We start from the raw sequence: 19,572 nt of genomic DNA, 5'->3' as shown, positions 1-19,572 counted from the left end.
AGACCACGTCCACCTGGAATGCCAGTTCACGGCGCCAGCCCGATCCCCCGCAGGATCACGCTGGTCACCGTCTGCACCGCATTCTCGAAGGCCATGTCAGACAGCACCTCGCCGCCGTTGAGCAACTGCACCTGGTAACCAAAGTCAGCATAGTGCTGGGTAGACGCCCAGATCATGTACAGCAACGCCGAAGGCTCTACCGGCAGAATACGCCCCTCTTCCACCCAGCAGCGGATCTTGGCTTCTTTCATCTTCGCCCAGGGCACAAGGCTTTCGTCGAGGTTCACCCCCAGCACCGGCGCCCCGTGCAGCATCTCTTCGGCCCAGATTTTCGAGCCCAACGGCCGCGAGCGCGAATGGCCCATCTTCGCCCGGATGTAGCTGGTCAGCACCACACGCGGGTCGTCGAAGTTCTCGAAGCACAGGGCGTCCTGCTTCCACACATCCAGCAGGTCCTGCAGCACCGCGCGGAACAGCTCGTCCTTGGTGCTGAAGTAATAATGCAGGTTGGAGCGTGGCAGCTCAGCCTCCTCGGCGATATCACCCATGGAGGTGGCGCCATAGCCCTTCTCGGCAAACACCTTTTCCGCCGCTTGCAGGATTTTTTCGATATTGCGTCGGCGGATTTCGATCTTGTGATTGGCCATCAGGCTTGGGCCGTCCACACCGCCAGCTCATAACCGTCCGGGTCGATGAAATGAAAGCGCCGCCCGCCGGGGAAGGCAAAGGTCGCCCGGCTGATTTTCGCCCCGGCTGCTTCGATCCGTTGCTGCGTGGCCTCCAGGTCGTCAGCGTACAAGATGACCAGCGGCCCGCCCGGGCGCACCGGCTCACCCGTGGTGAAGCCCCCCGTCAACCGGCCATCGCTGAACTCGGTGTAGGTCGGCCCGTAGTCGGTGAACGCCCAGCCGAATACACTGCCATAGAAGGCCTTGCTCCGTGAGATGTCGCTGACATTGAACTCGATGTTGTCGATCTGCCGGTCAGTACCGCGAATGCCCATGTATGCTCCGTGCCGAAAGGGTTTGGCCTAGTCTACTCCGGTCAAGGCAGTCGCCCTACTCATTCGCTACCCACAACGCGCCCGGTCGCGCGCCGGGCACTGTGCGCGGTGCAGATTCAGCGCGGTGTTGATGATGCCTATCTGGCTGAAGGCCTGGGGGAAGTTGCCGAGCATGCGCTGGCCGGCCGGGTCGTACTGTTCGGCCAGCAGGCCGAGGTCGTTGCACAGGCCGGTCAGGTGTTGGTACAGCGCTTCGGCTTTGGCCTGGCGCCCCAGCAATACATAAACGTCAGCCAGCCAGAACGAACACACCAGGAAGGTGCCCTCTCCCGGCGTCAGGCCGTCGCTGCAGCTGTCACTGTCATAGCGCAGCAGCAGGCCGTTCTTCATCAGACGCTGTTCGATCTGTTCGAGGGTGCGCATGAAGCGTGGGTCATCCGCCGGCAGGAAGCCGGTCAGGGCGATCTGCAACAGGCTGGCGTCCATTTCGGTCGAACCATAGGCCTGGACGAAGAACCGGCCGCTGGGGTCCAGGCCGTGCTCGCACACGTCGCGGTGAATCTCGTCAGCCACCTGGCGATAATGCTGCCCGCGCTCGCGGCCTTCTTCCGTAGTGTCGGCCAGCCCTGCGGCGCGGTCGAAGGCGACCCAGGCCATCACCTTGGAGTGCACGAACTGCTGCCGGCCGCCACGCACTTCCCAGATGCCCTCGTCCGGCTCGCGCCAGATGCGTTCGACATAAGGCAATATCAGGCGCGAAATGGCGGCGCTGCGCGGGTGACGGGGCAACCCGCCCCTGATCGCCTGAGTCATCGCATCGGCCAGTTCGCCATAGATGTCCAGTTGTGTCTGCGCCGAGGCGGCGTTGCCCACCCGCACCGGCTGTGAATGTTCATAACCGGCCAACCACGGCAAGGTGTACTCCTGCAGGTCACGCTCGCCAGCCAGGCCATACATGATCTGCATCTGCTCGGGGTTGCCGGCCACCGAGCGCAGCAGCCACTCGCGCCAGGCCTGGGCCTCGTCGAAGTAGCCAAGGTTCATGAAGGCCAGCAGGGTCATGGTCGCGTCGCGCAGCCAACAGAAGCGGTAGTCCCAATTGCGCTCGCCACCCACACGCTCAGGCAACGACGTGGTGACGGCAGCGACAATACCGCCGGTGGGGGCGTAGGTCATGGCCTTGAGGGTGAGCAGCGAACGACGCACCAGGGCGGTATATGGCCCTACCTGCGGGCAGCGGTCGGCGAAGGCCTGCCATTGCTCGCAGGTGTTTGCCAGGGCATGGTCGATGTTGCAGTCAGGCTGCACCGGCAAGTGCGAGGGCTGGTGACGCAGGCTGAAGACCTGGCGCTGGCCCGTGCTGACGCGAAAGCGGCAGCCGGTATGATGGTCGCGGGCTTGCGGGGGCACGGTGCTGCACAGGATCAACCGGTCAGGGCCGGCGACGGCACTGAGGGTCAGTGGGTCAAGCCGTTCCACCCAGGGCACGCTGCGGCCGTAGTCGAAGCGCATGACCAGGTCCATTTCGAAATGGGTTTCGCCAGACAAGCCTTCGACGATGCGCACCACCGAATTGACTTCGCCCAGGGGCATGAAGTCGAGCACCCGGGCACGACCGCTGGCGGTGACCCAGGTGGTTTCCAGCACCAGGGTGTCGCCCAGGTATTGGCGGCTGCTGTGCGTTACCGGGTCGCAAGGGGCCAGGCGCCAGCGGCCATTTTCTTCGTTGCCCAGCAGGGCCGCGAACACGGCGGGGGCGTCGAAGCGTGGCAGGCACAGCCAGTCCAGCGCGCCATCGCGACTGACCAGCGCCGCACTGCGGCAGTTGCCCAGCAGGGCGTAGTCTTCGATGTGGGCAGGCATTGAGTCTCCTTTGTGTGGTTGCCTGTGCTGCCCGCTTCGCAGGTGCCTGAGGGAATGGAATGCCCTGTAGGCGCGGGCTTGCCCGCGAAAGGGCCGGCACAGGCTTGAAACCTCTCACCCCAACCGGTGCCACTCCCGCTTGTCGCGGGTCAGCAATTCATTGCCGGCCTCAGGCCCATCTTCGCCAGCCGAGTACTCATGCACTTCGCCGCCCTGGGCCCAGGCATCGAGAAACGGCTGCACCGCTCGCCAGCCGTTTTCGATGTTGTCAGCCCGCTGGAACAGGGTCTGGTCACCGGTCAGACAGTCATAGATCAGCGTCTCGTAGCCAGTGGCCGGGGTCATCTTGAAGAAGTCCTTGTAGGCAAAACCCAACTCGACATTCTCCATCACCAGCTCTGGCCCGGGCCGTTTGGCTTGCAGGTCGAACCACATGCCTTCATTGGGCTGGATCTGGATTTTCAGGTAGTTGGGCTTGGGCCGTTCCAGCTCCGACTCGCGAAACTGCGCATACGGTGCGGGCTTGAAGCAGATGGCAATCTCGGTGTCACGCACGCTCATGCGCTTGCCGGTGCGCAGGTAGAACGGCACGCCGGCCCAGCGCCAGTTGTCGATCATCACCTTCAGCGCCACGTAGGTCTCGGTCTGGCTATCCGGCGCGACGTTGGCCTCCTGCCGGTAGCCTGGCAACGGCTTGCGCCCCTGCTTGCCGGCGCTGTACTGGCCTCGTACGGAATTCTTCAGGGCCATTTTTGCCGACCATGGGCGAATAGCGCCGACCACCTTGGCCTTTTCACCGCGCACCGCATCGGCGCCGAACGCGGCCGGCGGCTCCATGGCCACCATCGCCAGCAACTGGAACAGGTGGTTGGGCACCATGTCGCGCAGGGCGCCGGTGCTGTCATAGAACGCACCACGGGTCTCGACACCGACGGTTTCCGCTGCGGTGATCTGCACGTGGTCGATGTAGTGATTGTTCCAGAACGATTCGAACAGGCCGTTGGAAAAGCGGCTGACCAGAATATTCTGCACCGTCTCTTTGCCCAGGTAATGGTCGATGCGGTAGATCTGCCGCTCGCCCATCACCTTCAGCAGGCAGGCGTTGAGCGCCTCGGCACTGGCCAGGTCGGTGCCGAACGGTTTTTCAACCACCACCCGGCGAAAGCCGCCGGCAGACTCGTCCAGCAGGCCGGCCTGCCCAAGACGCTGCGCCACCTCGGGGAAGAAGCGCGGCGACGTGGCAAGGTAGAAGATGGCATTGCCGTGGCGGGTCTTGTCGATGCGCCTGGCCAGGGCCTGGTAGGTGGCCGGATCGAGAAAGTCGCCCGTCTGGTAATCCAGGCGCTTGGCCAGGCGGGCCCATAGCTTCTCGTCCAGGCACTTGGCGCTGCCCTCGCTTCCTTTGTCACGCTCGACCATGAACGCGTGCAGGCGCGCGGCGAAGTCCTCGGCGCTGGCCGGGTTATGGTCAACGCCGACGATGCGCAGGTTACGGTCCAGCAAACCGTCGCGGCTGAGGTTGTACAGCGCGGGCATCAGCAGGCGCTTGACCAGGTCGCCATTGGCGCCGAACAGGAACAGGGTACAAGGGGGGGCGGCCGCAAGGGTCTGTTTAGTCATTCGCCTTTCTTCTCGACGTGGCCACCGAAGCCCAGGCGCATGGCCGAGAGGATCTTGTCACCGTAGGTGCCCTGTTGCTGGCGCGAGCGGAAGCGCGCGAACAGTGCGCTGGACAACACCGGCACCGGCACCGCCTGCTCGACGGCGGCGTCGATGGTCCAGCGGCCTTCGCCACTGTCGGACACCGAGCCACTGAATTGCGACAGCTGAGGGTCGGCCACCAGCGCATCGGCGGTAAGGTCGAGCAGCCACGAGGTCACCACGCTGCCGCGTCGCCACACTTCGGCAATTTCGGCCACGTTCAGGTCGAAGCGCTGGTCTTCGGGCAGCTCGTTGCCGCCCTTGCTGCGCAGCAGGTCGAAGCCTTCGGCATAGGCCTGCATCAGGCCGTACTCGATGCCGTTATGCACCATTTTCACGTAGTGCCCGGCGCCGGGTGGGCCAGCGTGGATGTAGCCGTGCTCGGCACGCTGGTGCTCGCCGCTGCGGCCATGGGTACGCGGGATGTCGCCCACGCCCGGCGCCAGCGCCTTGAACAGCGGTTCCAGGCGCTCGAACACGTCCTTTTCGCCACCGATCATCATGCAGTAGCCGCGGTCCAGGCCCCACACGCCGCCGGAAGTCCCGACGTCCAGATAATGCAGGCCGCGCTTGGCCAGTTCTGCGGCGCGGCGCATGTCGTCCTTGTAGAAGGTGTTGCCGCCGTCGATGATCGCATCGCCCGGCTCCAGCATTTCGGCCAGTTGGGCGATGGTCTGCTCGGTGGCGTCACCAGCCGGCAGCATCACCCATACCGCGCGCGGCGCTTTCAGCTTTTGTACCAGTGCACCGAGGTCATGCGCGCCCTGGGCGCCTTCGCCCTCCAGGCCGATGATGGCTTCACGGTTGCGGTCGTGCACCACGGTGCGGTGACCGGCGCGCATCAGGCGCCTTGCGATATTGCCGCCCATACGGCCCAGCCCGATGATTCCCAGTTGCATGAGCCAATGCTCCCTTTTCGAAATGGATGACGACAGTCCAGCTTTTCAGATTAGTCCAGCATGCCGCCCGAGGGTTCAGCGACGAACGGCAAGACCACAATAAACAAAAAAGTTCCCAAGCCCGGTGAAAGAATTCAGAATGCGCCCCGCGTGAAGCGTCTACGCTTTGACTTGTCACCAGCCAAAACCGCGAGGTGTGCTCATGGGTACATTGATGCCTGCAACCCCACCCCAGACCCTCTATGTCTCCGTGCGCCGTGATGAGCTGCGTAAACTTAAAGACGAACGTGACCAGCTGCGTCAGCAGGTCGCCCAGTTGAACCTGCTGTTGGCGCAACAGCGCGCTGGCGATAAAGCGGTCAGCCTCTGATCGATTCCTTTTTCGCCTGTGGGGGCTGCATGGCTCCCACCCGATCCTGAATCCAGTCGCCGTCTTTGAACCCTATCGGGCAACCGAAGAAGCCTTGTGCCCAAAAAGGGCCAGCACTGAAAGCAGAATCCTCCGCCCATACCCACCTCTTCGCAGCCTAAAGCCACGCTTACGCCTACGCACCCAAACGGTGCATTGCGCGTAACGAGCCACAATTTGGCGCAGCTCGAAACCCCTCTGCCCCACACTCGCCCACCCCTTTTCGCAACCCGTCACAAACGCCAACGTTTGCGTCTATTGCGCACATAACAATAGTGACCAGTGGGTCACCTTTTTAGCACTTTCTCTCCTACACTCAGTTTTCGGCCCGCCATTTGCTCAATGGAAGAGTGACCCCAAAAAAGTCGAACTTTCAGGAAACCCGGCAGGTCATGAACATAAGTAGGCCAGACGCATCGGGCTATTCCCGATCCTCGGCCCACACACCCCAACCAGTCCAAGCGCTTTCGGCCGGAATGCTGATCGCGTAGTGCCTGCGCGCACGACCCTGGGGCATGGAACGCACTAAGCAGATTCAAACTAGAGAGAACCAGCACGAAACATCGCCACGGGTGCCAGCACCCGACCAAGCATAGGGACGGAGAGAAGTATGATCAGTGCCGCTGTCGAGCCTCACGTAGACGCTTTCAAACCGGATAACCGCGAGCCGCTCACCCCGGACTTCGCCACGACAGGCAAGGCACCCGGCGCCCAGCGCCAGCAAAACCCGAACATGCGCAAGATTCTGTTCGTGACCTCGGAAATCGCTGATCTGGTGAAAACCGGCGGCCTGGGTGACGTGTCCGCTGCCCTGCCCCGTGCCCTGGCGCACCTGCACGATGTGCGGGTCCTCATCCCCGGCTACCGCCAGGTGATGGAAAGCGACAACCCTATACATATCGTGGGTGAACTGGGCGGCCATGCGGCCCTGCCGCCCTGCAAGATCGGCCGCATGGACATGGCCGACGGCCTGGTCATCTACGTGTTGATCTGCCCCGAACTGTACCAGCGCGACGGCACACCCTATGGTGCCAACAATGGCCGCGACTGGCCCGACAACCACATCCGCTTCGCCCGCCTGGGCCTGGCTGCCGCCGAAATCGCTGCCGGCGAAGGCAAGATCCACTGGACGCCGGAAGTGGTGCACGCGCATGACTGGCCCGCCGGCCTGGCCCCGGCCTACATGCACTGGCGCGGCCTGAATACGCCCACGCTGTTCACCATCCACAACCTGGCGTACCAAGGTGTGTACAGCCGCGGTTGCAGCCCGGAGCTGGCGATACCCGAACATGCCATGCAGCAAGAAGGCATGGAGTTCTACGGCAAGCTGTCGTTCCTCAAGGCCGGCCTGGCCTACTCCAGCCACATCACCACAGTCAGCGCCACCTATGCCCGGGAAATCACCACCCCGGAATTCGGCTGCGGCCTGGACGGTTTCCTCGCCAGCAAGGCCCAGCAAGGCCTGCTCGGTGGCATCCCCAACGGCATCGACGAAAGCTGGGACTCGGCTACCGACAAGCACCTGCAGCACAACTTCAGCATCAACGACTGGGAGGGCAAAGCGCGTAACACCCAGGAGGTGCGCGAACTGTTCGGCCTGGACGATTCCGATGGCCCACTATTCGCCGTGGTGTCGCGGCTGGTCTATCAAAAGGGCCTGGACCTGACCCTGGGCGTGGCCGACTACATCGTCGAGCAAGGCGGGCAGATCGCGATCATCGGCCGCGGCGAGCCGGAAGAGGAACAGGCCATGCGCGAGCTGGCGCTGCGCCACCCGGGCCGCATCGGTGTGCGTATCGGCTTCAATGAAACCGATGCTCGGCGCATGTTCGCCGGCAGCGATTTCCTGCTGATGCCATCGCGCTACGAGCCGTGCGGCCTCAGCCAGATGTACGCGCAACGCTTCGGCTCGCTGCCGGTAGCACGTAATACCGGCGGCCTGGCCGACACCATCGAGTGCGGCGTAACGGGCTTCCTGTTCAACGAGTCTACCGTCGAGAGCTACCGCGAGGCACTCAGCCGCGCCTTCTATGTTTACGGCAAGAAGGACCTGCTGAACGCCATGCGCTGCCTGTCGATGACCCAGCCGTTCAACTGGTGCCAGGCGGTTGAACCCTATGCCCGCCTGTACGAGGACCTGGTCAAGCAGACACAACTGAGCCACTACTGAGCGGGGGTCAGAAGATGCACAGACATGGCGCACACTTGCTGGACGCCACGTCGGCGCGCTTCGCCCTCTGGGCGCCGGATGCGCGCAGCGTGAGCGTGGAACTGGAGCGGCAGCCAGCCATCGAACTGCTGCCGGATGATGAGGGTTGGTACAGCGGCGTGGTGCCATGCCAGGCCGGTGACCGTTACCACTACCGTATCGACGGTGAGCTGCAGGTGGCCGACCCGGCCTCGCGCTACCAGCCCGACGGCGTACACGGGCCAAGCCAGGTAGTGGATGTGGCCGGTTATGCCTGGCAACACCCGTGGCTGGGCCGGCCTTGGCATGAGGCCGTGATCCAGGAGGTACATGTCGGCCTGCTCGAGGGTTACGCCGGGGTTGCCCGGCAACTGCCGCGCCTGGCCGAACTGGGCATCAGCGCGATCGAGCTGATGCCGCTGGGGCAGTTCCCCGGCGAACGCAACTGGGGCTACGACGGCGTACTGCCATACGCCCCACAGAATACCTACGGCAGCCCCGAGCAGCTGTGTGCACTGGTCGACCAGGCCCACGGCCACGGGCTGATGGTGCTGGTCGATGTGGTGTACAACCACTTCGGCCCCGACGGCAATTACCTGCACCAGTACGCCAGCCCCTTCTTCCGTGAAGACCGGCAGACACCCTGGGGCGCGGCCATCGACTTTCGCCGCCCGCAGGTGCGCGAGTACTTTATCCAGAATGCCCTGATGTGGCTGTGCGACTACCGCTGCGACGGCCTGCGCCTGGATGCCGTGCATGCCATCGACCAGCCCGACTTCCTGATCGAGCTGGCCCAACGGGTGCGCGCCGCCGTAGAACCGGGCCGGCACGTGTGGCTGGTGCTGGAGAACGAGCACAACCAGGCAGGCCTGCTGGAACAGGGTTACGACGCCCAGTGGAACGATGACGGCCACAATGCCCTGCACGTGCTGCTGACCGGTGAAACCGAAGGTTACTACGCCGACTACCAGCATCGCCCTATCGACCAACTGGCCCGGTGCCTTGGCGAAGGTTTCGTGTTCCAGGGCCAGGCCAACCGGCATGGCAAACCACGCGGCGAACCCAGCGGGCATTTGCCGCCCAGCGCCTTCGTGTTGTTCCTGCAGAACCACGACCAGGTCGGCAACCGCGCGCTGGGTGAGCGCCTGACCCGCCTATGCCCCGCGCCAGCTTTGCGTGCAGCCACCGGCCTGTTGCTGCTGGCCCCCATGATTCCGCTGCTGTTCATGGGCGACGAAGCCGGCAGCTGCCAGCCGTTCCTGTTCTTTACCGACTTCCATGACGCGTTGGCCGACGCCGTCCGCGAAGGCCGTCGTGGCGAGTTCGCCCATTTCACCGCGTTCGCCGACCCCACGCAGCGTGAGCACATTCCCGACCCAAACGCCGAACAGACGTTCGCGTCCTCACGCCCGCAAAACAAGGCGGTGATCGCCGGCTGGCACGGCCTTTACCAGCAACTGCTCGACCTGCGCCGCCGCCACGTCATCCCGCACTTGCCCGGCAGCCGTGCGCTGGGCGCCGAGGTGCACGCAGACAAAGCGCTGACCGCGCGCTGGCGGCTGGGCAATGGCAACACACTGCGCATCGACCTGAACCTGGCCGACACCCCGCAGGCAGTCGAACTGCCCGCGCCAACCACACGGCTGTTCGACAGCAGCGACACCCGCCACCCGGAAACCCACCTGGCTGCCTACAGCTGCGTGGTCAGCCTGCTTCCCCCTGCCCAGGAGCGCCCATGAGCGAAACCGCCCTGCACCGTCTGGCAACCAGCGTCGGGCTGAACCGCGACTGGATTGACGCCAATGCCAGGCCCCAGCGTGTCAGCGACGACGTGCTGCGCAACGTCCTTGAAGGCCTTGGCCACCCGGCCGGCGATGACGCGGCCGTTGCCGCCAGCCTGCGTGCGGTGGAAACCGCCGAAGACAGCGAACACCTGCCGCCTTTACTGACCGCCGACCTAGGCCAGCCGCTAGCGCTGGCGCGCTACTTCAGTGCCGCCAGCGTGGCCCACTGCACCCTGGAAGATCACACCTCGGTCACCCTCAGCCTCGATGACCAGGCGCGCCTGCCCGGCGAGCTGCCCATCGGCTATCACCAGGTGGAAATCGACAGCCGCCGCTTCACCGTGGCGGTGGCGCCAACACGCTGCCACAGCCTGGAAGACAAGGTGCAACAGCCGCCACCACGCTACTGGGGCCTGGCAGTGCAGCTGTACAGCCTGCGCCGCCCCGGCGATGGTGGCTTCGGCGACTGCCTGGCGCTGGAGCAGTTGGCCCGCTCGGCCGCCGAGCGCGGCGCCGATGCCTTGGCTATCAGCCCGATTCACGCCCTGTCGGCCATCGACCAGGAACACTACAGCCCCTACTCACCTTCCAGTCGCCTGCTGCTCAACACCCTGTATACCAGCCCCGCAGCCCTGCTGGGTGAACGGGAGGTGCGCATGGCCATCGAAGCCTGCGGGCTGGAGCAACAACTCGAAGAGCTGGAGCAGCGCCCTCTGGTCGACTGGCCACGCGCCGCCAGCGCCCGGCTGCGCTTGCTTGAGGCGCTTTACCAAGGCTTCAGCCAAGGCGACCACCCACTACGCACTGATTTTGACAGCTTCCGCGAAGCCGGCGGCCAGACCCTGGAGCACCACTGCCGCTTCGAGGTGCTGCAGGCCCAGGCGGTGGAGCACGGCCTTGGTGCCGACTGGCGCAACTGGCCCAAAGCCTGGCATGACCCCTACCACCCGGAAGTGGAGGCTTTAGCCAATGCCTACCCGGCCAAGGTCGAGTTCCACGCGTTCTGCCAGTGGCTGACCGAACGTGGCCTGCAACGTGCTCACGAAGCGGCCCGCAGCAATGGCATGGCCGTGGGCCTGATCGCCGACCTGGCGGTGGGCGCCGACGGTGCCGGCAGCCAGGCCTGGAGCCGCCAGGACGAACTGCTGGCCGGCCTGAGCGTGGGTGCGCCGCCCGACATCCTCAACCACGTCGGGCAAGACTGGGGCATTTGCGCCTTCTCGCCCGAGGGTCTCAAGCGCAATGGCTATCGCGCCTTCATCGAGATGCTGCGGGCCAACCTCGCCCACGCTGGCGGCCTGCGCATCGACCATGTGATGGGCCTGCGCCGGCTATGGCTGATCCCGCAGGGGGCCAAACCCAGCGAAGGCGCCTACCTCGATTACCCGCTAGACGACCTGTTGCGCCTGTTGGCGCTGGAGTCGGTGCGTCACCAGGCGATCATCCTCGGCGAAGACCTGGGCACCGTGCCCGACAGCCTGCGCGAAAAGCTGGCCGAGAAAGCGGTGCTGGGCATGCGCGTGCTGCCGTTCGAGCAGACCCAGCCGGGCCAGTTCAAGCCCATTCTCGACTGGCCGGACAATGCCCTGGCCACAACCGGTACCCACGACCTGGCGCCACTGGCCGGCTGGCTGGCAAACCGCGACATCGACTGGAGACACCGTTTGCAACTGATCGACGCAGCGACCGAATTGCACTGGCGCCACGAGCGTCAGAAAGAACGCGACGGCCTGCACCGCATTCTGGAGGCCAACTACGGCGAACTGAAGGACAACGACGCGCTGATCGATGCGGCCATCCGCTTCGTTGGCCATACCCGTGCGCCGCTGGTGCTGGTACCGCTGGAAGACCTGCTGGGCTGCGACGAGCAACCCAACCTGCCGGGCACCACCAATGGCCATCCCAACTGGCGGCGGCGCTTTGCCCTTCCAGTACGCGAACTGCTCGACGATGAGGACGCCGCACGGCGCCTGGAGCTGCTGGCCCAGGCCCGCGAACAGGCGTGGGAGCGTGACCGATGAAGCCACTGACCGCGACCCTGCGCCTGCAATTTCACAGCGACTTCACCCTCGATCACGCCGTACCGCTGGTGCCGTATTTCGCCCAGCTGGGCATCAGCCACCTGTATGCCTCGCCCATCCTCAAGGCCCGCGCTGGCTCGCGCCATGGCTACGACGTGGTCGATCCTACCTGCGTAAACCCGGAGCTGGGCGGCGAGGCCGCGCTGGAGCGCCTGGTTGCCGCCCTGCGCCAGCATGGCATGGGGCTGATCCTCGACACGGTGTCCAACCACATGGCCGTGGGCGGTGCCGACAACCCCTGGTGGCAAAGCCTGCTGGCCTGGGGACGGCGCAGCCCGTATGCAGCGTTCTTCGACATCCAGTGGCACTCCAGCGACCCACTGCTGGCCGGGCAACTGCTGTTGCCGTTCCTCGGCAGCGACTATGGCGTGGCGCTCAGGAATGGCGAGATACCGCTGCAGTTCGACAAACAGCAGGGGCTGCTGCAGGTGGCCCATTACGCGCATCGTTTTCCGATCTGCCCGGTCGATTACGGCTGGATTCTCGCGCTCAGCCCAGAGCCTGCGCTCAAGGTGTTGGCCGAGCGTTTCACGGCATTGGGCGACTCGGCCACCCCGCTGGCCGATAGCCTGCCGCTACAAGCCGAACTGGCACGCCTGGTGCGCGAAGGTGCCGACCTCGAATCGGCCCTGGTGGCCTTCGACAGCCGCAGCGAGGCCGGTTTCAAGCGCCTGCACCTGCTGCTGGAGCGCCAGACCTACCGCCTGGCCAGCTGGCGCACCGCCGCCGACGACATCAACTGGCGGCGCTTCTTCGACATCAACGAGCTGGGCGGCCTGCGCGTGGAGCGCGCCGTGGTGTTCGAAGCCACCCATGCCAAGCTGTTCGAACTGATCGAGCGCGGCCTGGTGGACGGCCTGCGCATCGACCATATCGACGGCCTTGCCGACCCGCGTGGCTACTGCCGCAAACTGCGCCGGCGGGTTGATGGCCTGCTGGCGCGGCGGCCGCTGAATGCAGGGCTGGAGCACTTCCCCCTGTACGTGGAAAAGATCCTGGGTGCCGACGAGCACTTGCACCGCGACTGGCTTACCGACGGCACCACCGGCTACGAGTTCATGAACCAGGTGTCGCTGCTGCAGCATGATCCGGCCGGCGAAGCGCCGCTGAGCGAACTGTGGAGCAACGTCAGCGAGCGCCCGGCGTTCACCGAAGAAGTGCGCCAGGCCCGTCACCTGGTGCTCAACGCCAGCCTGGCCGGTGACTGCGAGTCGGTGGCCCAGGCACTGTTGCAGGTGGCGCGCAACGACCTGATGACCCGTGACCTGACCCTGGGCGCGATTCGCCGGGCCTTGCAGGCGTTGGTGGCGCATTACCCGGTTTACCGAACCTACTTCAATGCCTGCGGGCGCCCGGCGCAGGACGAAACGTTCTTCCAGCAGGCCTTGACCAACGCCCGGCAAGACCTTGCCGAAGCCGACTGGCCGCTACTGGACCAACTTGAACGGTGGCTGGGCGGGCAAGCCTGGCGGCATCTGCCACCGGGGCGCGCCCGCAAGCAACTGCGCCACGCCTGCGTGCGCTTCCAGCAACTGACTGCGCCCAGCGCCGCCAAAGCCGTGGAAGACACCGCCTTCTACCGCAGCGCGCGGCTGCTGTCGCGTAACGACGTGGGTTTCGAGGCCGAGCGCTTCAGCGCCCCACCCATGCATTTCCACAATGAGGCCCAGCGGCGCCTGCGCGATTTCCCCGACAACCTGCTGGCCACCGCCACCCACGACCACAAGCGCGGCGAAGACACGCGTGCACGCCTGGCTGTACTCAGCGAGCGCGGCACGTGGCTGGCCAGCCGGGTAGAGCACTGGCGTGAGCTGGCCGCCCCCCTGCGCGCGCAGTTGGACGACGGGCTGGCACCCAGCCCCGGCGACGAGTTGATGCTGCTACAGACCCTGCTCGGCAGTTGGCCCTTGGACCTCGACCTGAACGACGACAATGCCCTGCGTCAATACGCCGAACGTGTTCGCCAGTGGCAGCAGAAGGCCCTGCGCGAGGCCAAGCTACGCAGTAGCTGGAGCGCGCCGAACGAAGCCTACGAAGGCGCCTGCGCTCATTACCTCGACGGCCTGCTGCTGGACAGCGAGAACCAGCAACTGCGCAAGTCGCTGGCCGACGCGGCGCAGCTGCTGGCCTGCCCCGGCGCACTCAACGGCTTGGTCCAGGCCCTGTTGCGCATGACCACACCCGGTGTGCCCGACCTGTACCAGGGTAACGAATACTGGGACTTCAGCCTGGTCGACCCGGACAACCGCCGCGCCGTGGACTACGCTTCGAGGCGTCGCACGCTGGACGACGCCACGCCAGCAGCCGAGCTGCTGGCGCACTGGCGCGACGGCCGCGTCAAACAGGCCTTGATCGCCCGCGTGCTGGACTGCCGCCAGGCCCATGCCGAGCTGTTCCGCCGCGGTGCCTACCTGCCACTGACCGTACAGGGCCGGCACGCTGACAAAGTCATTGCCTTTGCTCGCCTGGGGGAAGGCGAGCACGCCATCGTCGTCGCCCCGCGCCTGGCCAGCAGCCTGCTCGGAGGTGCCGCTACACCGTTGATCCCGGCACAGAACTGGGACGACACCCGGCTGGTATTGCCGTTTGCCTTGTCACCTGCCAACTCGACGGGACTTTTCGCCTGTGCGGCGGTCAGCTCTTCAAAGGAGTTGCTGTTGAGCGCCGTGCTGGCGGAGTTTCCGGTCAACGTGTTGATACAACAATCTTGAGCATCAGGAGCGTCATGATGAGTGTCGATGAAAAGCGTATTCGCGAATTTGCCTACCAGATCTGGGAATCCGAAGGTAAGCCCGTAGGAGAGGAAGAACGCCACTGGGAAATGGCCCGCAAGCTGGCCGAGGCCGAAGCACTGGCGCCCAAGGCAGCCCCGCGCAAGAAAGCAGCGGCCAAACCGAAGGCGCCTGCAGAACCCAAGGCGGCTGCCCTGCCGGGGGTTAAACCCGCTGCAGCGAAAAAGCCCCGGGCGGTGAAAAAGCCTACTGCCGGTTAAGCCTGTCCGGGCCTCTTCGCGGGTAAACCCGCTCCTACAGGTTCATCACAGGTGCCTGTAGGAGCGGGTTTACCCGCGAAGAGGCCAATGCAGGACAGCACAATTCCCCTTCCATCACGGCCACTCGAGGATCGTCATGAGCCCCCGCACCCCAAAGAAAACCCGCTCGGTCGCACCATCGCGCATCCGCGAAGGCATGCCCTTCCCCCTCGGCGCCACCTGGGATGGCCTTGGGGTCAACTTCGCTCTCTTCTCGGCCAACGCCACCAAGGTTGAGCTGTGCCTGTTCGACTCCACCGGCGAGCAGGAACTCGAGCGCATAGAGCTGCCCGAATACACCGATGAGATCTACCATGGCTACCTCCCCGACGCTCACCCCGGCCTGGTCTATGGCTACCGGGTGTATGGCCCCTACGAGCCGGAAAACGGCCACCGCTTCAACCCCAACAAACTGCTGATCGATCCGTATGCCAAGCAACTGGTCGGCAGCCTGAAATGGTCCGAGGCGCTGTTCGGTTACACCATCGGCCACCCCGATGGTGACCTGTCGTTCGACGAGCGCGACAGCGCGCCTTTCGTGCCCAAATGCAAGGTCATCGACCCGGCGTTCACCTGGGGCCGCGACCAGCGCGTGCAGATCCCATGGGAGCGCACGATCATCTATGAAGCGCATGCCCGCGGCATCAGCATGCGCCACCCGGCAGTGCCTGAAGAACTGCGCGGCACCTTCGCCGGCCTGGCCAACGACGAGTTGCTCAAACACATCAAGGACCTTGGCGTGTCGAGCATCGAGCTGCTGCCGATTCACGCCTTCGTCAACGACCAACACCTGCTGGACAAAGGGCTGAACAACTACTGGGGCTACAACAGCATCGCGTTTTTCGCCCCGCACCCGCGCTACCTGGCCAGCGGCAAGATCGCCGAGTTCAAGGAGATGGTCGCGCACCTGCACGACGCCGGGCTCGAGGTGATCCTGGACGTGGTCTACAACCACACCGCCGAAGGCAACGAGCGCGGCCCGACCCTGTCGATGCGCGGCATCGACAACGCCTCGTACTACCGCCTGATGCCGGACGACAAGCGCTACTACATCAACGACTCCGGCACCGGCAACACCTTGGACCTGAGCCACCCCTGCGTGCTGCAGTTGGTCACCGACTCGCTTCGCTACTGGGCCGGCGAAATGCACGTGGACGGCTTTCGCTTCGACCTGGCGACCATCCTTGGCCGTTACCACGATGGCTACAGCGAGCGTCATGGCTTCCTGGTCGCCTGCCGCCAGGACCCGATGCTGAGCCAGGTCAAGCTGATTGCCGAACCGTGGGATTGCGGCCCCGGCGGCTACCAGGTGGGCAACTTCGCCCCGGGCTGGGCAGAATGGAACGACCGCTTCCGCGATACCGCACGCGCCTTCTGGAAAGGCGACGAAGGCCAGCTGGCCGATTTTGCCGCACGCTTGACCGCCTCGGGCGACATGTTCAACAACCGCGGGCGCCGGCCCTATTCCTCGGTCAACTTCATCACCGCCCACGACGGTTTCACCCTGCGCGACCTGGTGTCCTACAACCACAAGCACAATGAAGACAACGACGAAAACAACCAGGACGGCACCGACAACAACCTGTCGTGGAACTGCGGCGTCGAAGGGCCGACCGACGACCCGGCGATCAATGCCCTGCGCATGCGCCAGATGCGCAACTATTTCGCCACCTTGCTGCTGGCCCAGGGCACGCCAATGATCGTTGCCGGCGACGAGTTCAGCCGCACCCAGCACGGCAACAACAACGCTTACTGCCAGGACAGCGAGATCGGCTGGGTGAACTGGGACCTGGACGAGGAAGGCCAAGAGCTGCTGGCCTTCGTCAAGCGCCTGACGCGTCTGCGCCTGGCCTACCCGGTGCTGCGCCGCTCGCGCTTTCTGGTGGGTGACTACAATGAGGCAATTGGGGTCAAGGACGTGACTTGGCTGGCACCCGATGGCAGCGAGATGAGCGTTGAGCAATGGGAAGACCCGCACGGGCGCTGCCTGGGCATGCTGATAGATGGCCGCGCGCAGGTCAGCGGTATCGCCCGGCCAGGTGCCGAGGCCACCGTGTTGCTGATCGTCAATGCCCACCATGACATCGTGCCATTCAAGCTACCGGCCGTGCCCGAAGGCGATTACTGGAGCTGCCTGGTCGATACCGACCGGCCAGAGTTGCGCAAGGGGCAGCACCTGCAGTTCGACAGTACCTTCGAGGTGAAGGGTCGGTCGATGCTGCTGATGGTGTTGCAGTACGACGAGGAGTGAACGGTGATAGCCCAGGCAGGTCCTACGTTGTAATCGCCACGCCAAACCCGGTGGGAACGGTGTATCGGCCCCCACAGGGTTTGGCGGCGACAGTGAGGCAGGGTTAACTTCAGGAGGAATCGTGAGCCTCGAAGCCGGCAGTAATGGTTTCGCCAGCGTCAGCCAGGCCCCGGCCGTGAAACGCCTGCGGGTACTGACGGTGAACACCCACAAGGGCTTCACCGCCTTCAACCGGCGCTTTATCTTGCCGGAGCTGCGCGAGGCCGTGCGCAGCACACAGGCCGACATTGTCTTCCTTCAGGAAGTGCTCGGCAGCCACGACCGCCACGCCGCGCGCTACCCCGGCTGGCCACAGACTTCGCAGTACGAATTCCTCGCCGACAGCATGTGGAGCGACTTTGCCTATGGCCGCAACGCGGTCTACCCTGACGGCCACCACGGCAATGCGCTGCTGTCCAAATACCCGATCATCGAGCACCGCAACCTGGACGTGTCGATCACCGGCCCCGAACGCCGCGGCCTGTTGCACTGTGTGCTGGAGGTGCCGGGGCAAGGCCAGGTGCATGCGGTCTGCGTGCACCTGTCGTTGCTGGAAAGCCACCGGCAAAAGCAGCTGCAGTTGCTGCGTAAACTGCTGGACGCCCTGCCGGCCAACGCCCCGGTGATCATCGCCGGCGACTTCAACGACTGGAAAAGCCATGGCAACCGCACCCTTGGCCTGCAACGCGACCTGCACGAAGCCTTCGAGCGCCACCACGGCCACCTTGCTCGCACCTACCCGGCCCGCCTGCCCCTGCTGCGCCTGGACCGCATCTACCTGCGTAATGCCGAAAGCCATGGGCCGCGGATTCTGGGGCACAAACCTTGGTCACACCTGTCAGATCACCTGCCGTTGGCTGTTGAAGTGCGACTTTAGCAATCATTCTTCATAGCCACGGCACGGCAAATAGCGATCCCCGCTATACCCTGCTGTTTTTACCGATAAAACAACAGGTTGAGCGTTACGACGCACCTTGAACACTTCCTTCACGCTTTCTTGACGCAAGCGGCGACCTCTCCTTAGCTGAACAGTACCAAGCTGTAAAAAACTTGCGCCGGGCCTCTAGCTCGCGCCTTCTTGCGCGCTTGCGATAACTGGCGTGCTGGTTTGGGTCGCCCACTGTTTTTGTCGTACAGCTCGTGACAACAGGCCAGGTTCTCGGGCTGCACCACAAAAACAAAGGAGATCCGCCATGAAAAGCACCTCGAACCCCTTGCGCTTCGAAAGCATTTTCTACGCGGTTTCCACGTCGCTGCTTCTGGCAACCCCAGTGGAAACGATCGCGTACGAACTGCAGGGTGACCCCACCTCCCCCGGCTTTCTGCAGCAACCCGTGGCGGCGCAACTGTCGCTCGACCCGCTCAGTGCCAGTGGGTTGAGCCTCGGCACCCTCAATGCGTTTTCGCAGCAGATGAGCGAACGCCACCAGCAGCCGGCACCGGACCTGATTGCCAGTCAGTGGGCGCAGTTCTTCCCCACCAGTGCGCGCGGCCGCGCGCTGCCCCCGGCACAGCTGGAGGCGCCCAGCCAGCAACTGATGATCGGCCCGGACCTGTTCGTGCGTGAAACTGCAGCGGGCGATGTGCACCGCGCAGGGATTTTCGTGGGGCACAACAACCTGCAAAGCAGCTTCAAAGGCGCGCGCCCTCTGCTGGGCGACAAGCAGCGCAAAGCGGTGAACTTGAGCGGAGAAAGCCTGGGGGTGTACTGGAGCATGACCCATGAACAGGGTTGGCACCTGGATGCCGTGGCCATGGGCTCGCGGATCGACGTGATGGGCCGTGGCGAAAACGGCCAGCGCCTGGACGACAGTGGCCACGCAATGACCTTCTCGGTAGAGGGCGGTTACCCGATCCGCCTGGGTGGCAACTGGGTCATCGAGCCCCAGGCACAGTTGATCAACCAGCAATTCTTCCCTGGCAACCAGGTGCAGGAGGAGACCTTGCAAGCCTTTGACAGCCAGCCGAGCTGGAGCGGCCGGGTCGGTGCCAAGTTGTCCGGGCGCTACGAAGTGCGCGGCATGCCCATCGAACCCTATGTGCGGACCAACGTGTGGTATGACTTCAGCAATGCCGATGAGGTGAAGCTGGACCAGGTCGACAAGATTTCCAGCTCGCGCTACTCGACTACCGTGGAGTTAGGGTTGGGGTTGGTGGCGCGGGTGACGCCTTCGGTGGCCATGTTCGTCAGCGCCGATTACAGCAGCGATGTGGATGACAATGACCTGAACGGGTTGATTGGCAGCCTTGGGGTGCGGATGCGGTGGTAGGCAGGGCCGGCCTCTTCGCGGGTAAACCCGCTCCTACAACGATCACCGCCGGG

The 19,572-nt window shown here is 64.3% G+C and carries 15 protein-coding genes; 9 read left to right on the top strand and 6 right to left on the bottom strand.

Features of this window, described 5'->3' with window-relative positions; genetic code table 11:
- Positions 1-26: 26 nt before the first annotated feature.
- The 5 genes from ACZ889_RS12975 to gnd all read right to left on the bottom strand — a co-directional run bounded on the left by ACZ889_RS12975 (position 27) and on the right by gnd (position 5,490).
- On the bottom strand, positions 27-647 hold the full coding sequence (locus ACZ889_RS12975) for a TetR/AcrR family transcriptional regulator (protein WP_180688519.1): 621 nt from the start codon (positions 645-647) through the stop codon (positions 27-29).
- Complete coding sequence (locus ACZ889_RS12970) at positions 647-1,003, bottom strand: VOC family protein (RefSeq protein WP_003251273.1); 357 nt, start codon at positions 1,001-1,003, stop codon at positions 647-649. Before ACZ889_RS12970 ends, ACZ889_RS12975 begins: the two co-directional genes overlap by 1 nt.
- 66 nt (positions 1,004-1,069) lie before the next feature.
- A complete protein-coding gene (locus ACZ889_RS12965) occupies positions 1,070-2,866 on the bottom strand; it encodes a glycoside hydrolase family 15 protein (protein ID WP_019750903.1) in 1,797 nt (598 codons plus the stop codon).
- Between the two features lie 114 nt (positions 2,867-2,980).
- The gene (gene zwf, locus ACZ889_RS12960) at positions 2,981-4,486 is read right to left on the bottom strand and encodes a glucose-6-phosphate dehydrogenase (protein WP_012051802.1); all 1,506 of its coding nucleotides are present in this window, start codon (positions 4,484-4,486) and stop codon (positions 2,981-2,983) included.
- A complete protein-coding gene (gnd, locus tag ACZ889_RS12955) occupies positions 4,483-5,490 on the bottom strand; it encodes a phosphogluconate dehydrogenase (NAD(+)-dependent, decarboxylating) (protein ID WP_289624977.1) in 1,008 nt (335 codons plus the stop codon). The genes zwf and gnd overlap by 4 nt, the downstream gene beginning before the upstream one ends.
- 178 nt (positions 5,491-5,668) lie before the next feature.
- Here gnd and ACZ889_RS12950 point away from each other — a divergent pair, with 178 nt between their 5' ends.
- From ACZ889_RS12950 to ACZ889_RS12915, 8 genes are all read left to right on the top strand, one after another.
- Entirely contained in the window at positions 5,669-5,836 is a 168-nt protein-coding gene (locus ACZ889_RS12950; protein ID WP_003251280.1) for a DUF6026 family protein, read from the top strand.
- A 649-nt stretch (positions 5,837-6,485) separates the two neighbouring features.
- Positions 6,486-8,045: a glycogen synthase GlgA gene (gene glgA / locus ACZ889_RS12945; RefSeq protein WP_180688520.1), complete on the top strand. Its 1,560-nt coding sequence runs from the start codon at positions 6,486-6,488 to the stop codon at positions 8,043-8,045.
- Positions 8,046-8,059: 14 nt separating this feature from the next.
- Positions 8,060-9,802: a malto-oligosyltrehalose trehalohydrolase gene (treZ, locus tag ACZ889_RS12940; RefSeq protein ID WP_476257430.1), complete on the top strand. Its 1,743-nt coding sequence runs from the start codon at positions 8,060-8,062 to the stop codon at positions 9,800-9,802.
- A complete protein-coding gene (gene malQ, locus ACZ889_RS12935; RefSeq protein ID WP_100774395.1) occupies positions 9,799-11,868 on the top strand; it encodes a 4-alpha-glucanotransferase in 2,070 nt (689 codons plus the stop codon). The genes treZ and malQ overlap by 4 nt, the downstream gene beginning before the upstream one ends.
- The gene (locus ACZ889_RS12930) at positions 11,865-14,639 is read left to right on the top strand and encodes a malto-oligosyltrehalose synthase (protein WP_180688523.1); all 2,775 of its coding nucleotides are present in this window, start codon (positions 11,865-11,867) and stop codon (positions 14,637-14,639) included. The genes malQ and ACZ889_RS12930 overlap by 4 nt, the downstream gene beginning before the upstream one ends.
- Before the next feature lie 14 nt (positions 14,640-14,653).
- A complete protein-coding gene (locus ACZ889_RS12925) occupies positions 14,654-14,920 on the top strand; it encodes a DUF2934 domain-containing protein (RefSeq protein ID WP_012051796.1) in 267 nt (88 codons plus the stop codon).
- A gap of 136 nt (positions 14,921-15,056) precedes the next feature.
- The gene (gene glgX, locus ACZ889_RS12920; protein ID WP_010954850.1) at positions 15,057-17,210 is read left to right on the top strand and encodes a glycogen debranching protein GlgX; all 2,154 of its coding nucleotides are present in this window, start codon (positions 15,057-15,059) and stop codon (positions 17,208-17,210) included.
- A gap of 121 nt (positions 17,211-17,331) precedes the next feature.
- Positions 17,332-18,126, top strand: a complete 795-nt coding sequence (locus ACZ889_RS12915; protein WP_003251297.1) for an endonuclease/exonuclease/phosphatase family protein — start codon at positions 17,332-17,334, stop codon at positions 18,124-18,126.
- A gap of 3 nt (positions 18,127-18,129) precedes the next feature.
- Here ACZ889_RS12915 and ACZ889_RS12910 read toward each other — a convergent pair whose 3' ends face one another.
- Entirely contained in the window at positions 18,130-18,255 is a 126-nt protein-coding gene (locus ACZ889_RS12910; RefSeq protein ID WP_257645116.1) for a hypothetical protein, read from the bottom strand.
- Positions 18,256-18,442: 187 nt separating this feature from the next.
- Here ACZ889_RS12910 and ACZ889_RS12905 point away from each other — a divergent pair, with 187 nt between their 5' ends.
- Positions 18,443-19,519, top strand: a complete 1,077-nt coding sequence (locus tag ACZ889_RS12905) for an autotransporter domain-containing protein (RefSeq protein WP_180688524.1) — start codon at positions 18,443-18,445, stop codon at positions 19,517-19,519.
- Positions 19,520-19,572 lie beyond the last annotated feature (53 nt).

The organism is Pseudomonas sp. TE3895 (assembly GCF_056278855.1).
The sequence above is the reverse complement of the archived record's forward strand: the minus strand, read 5'-3'. Positions and strand labels throughout refer to the sequence as shown.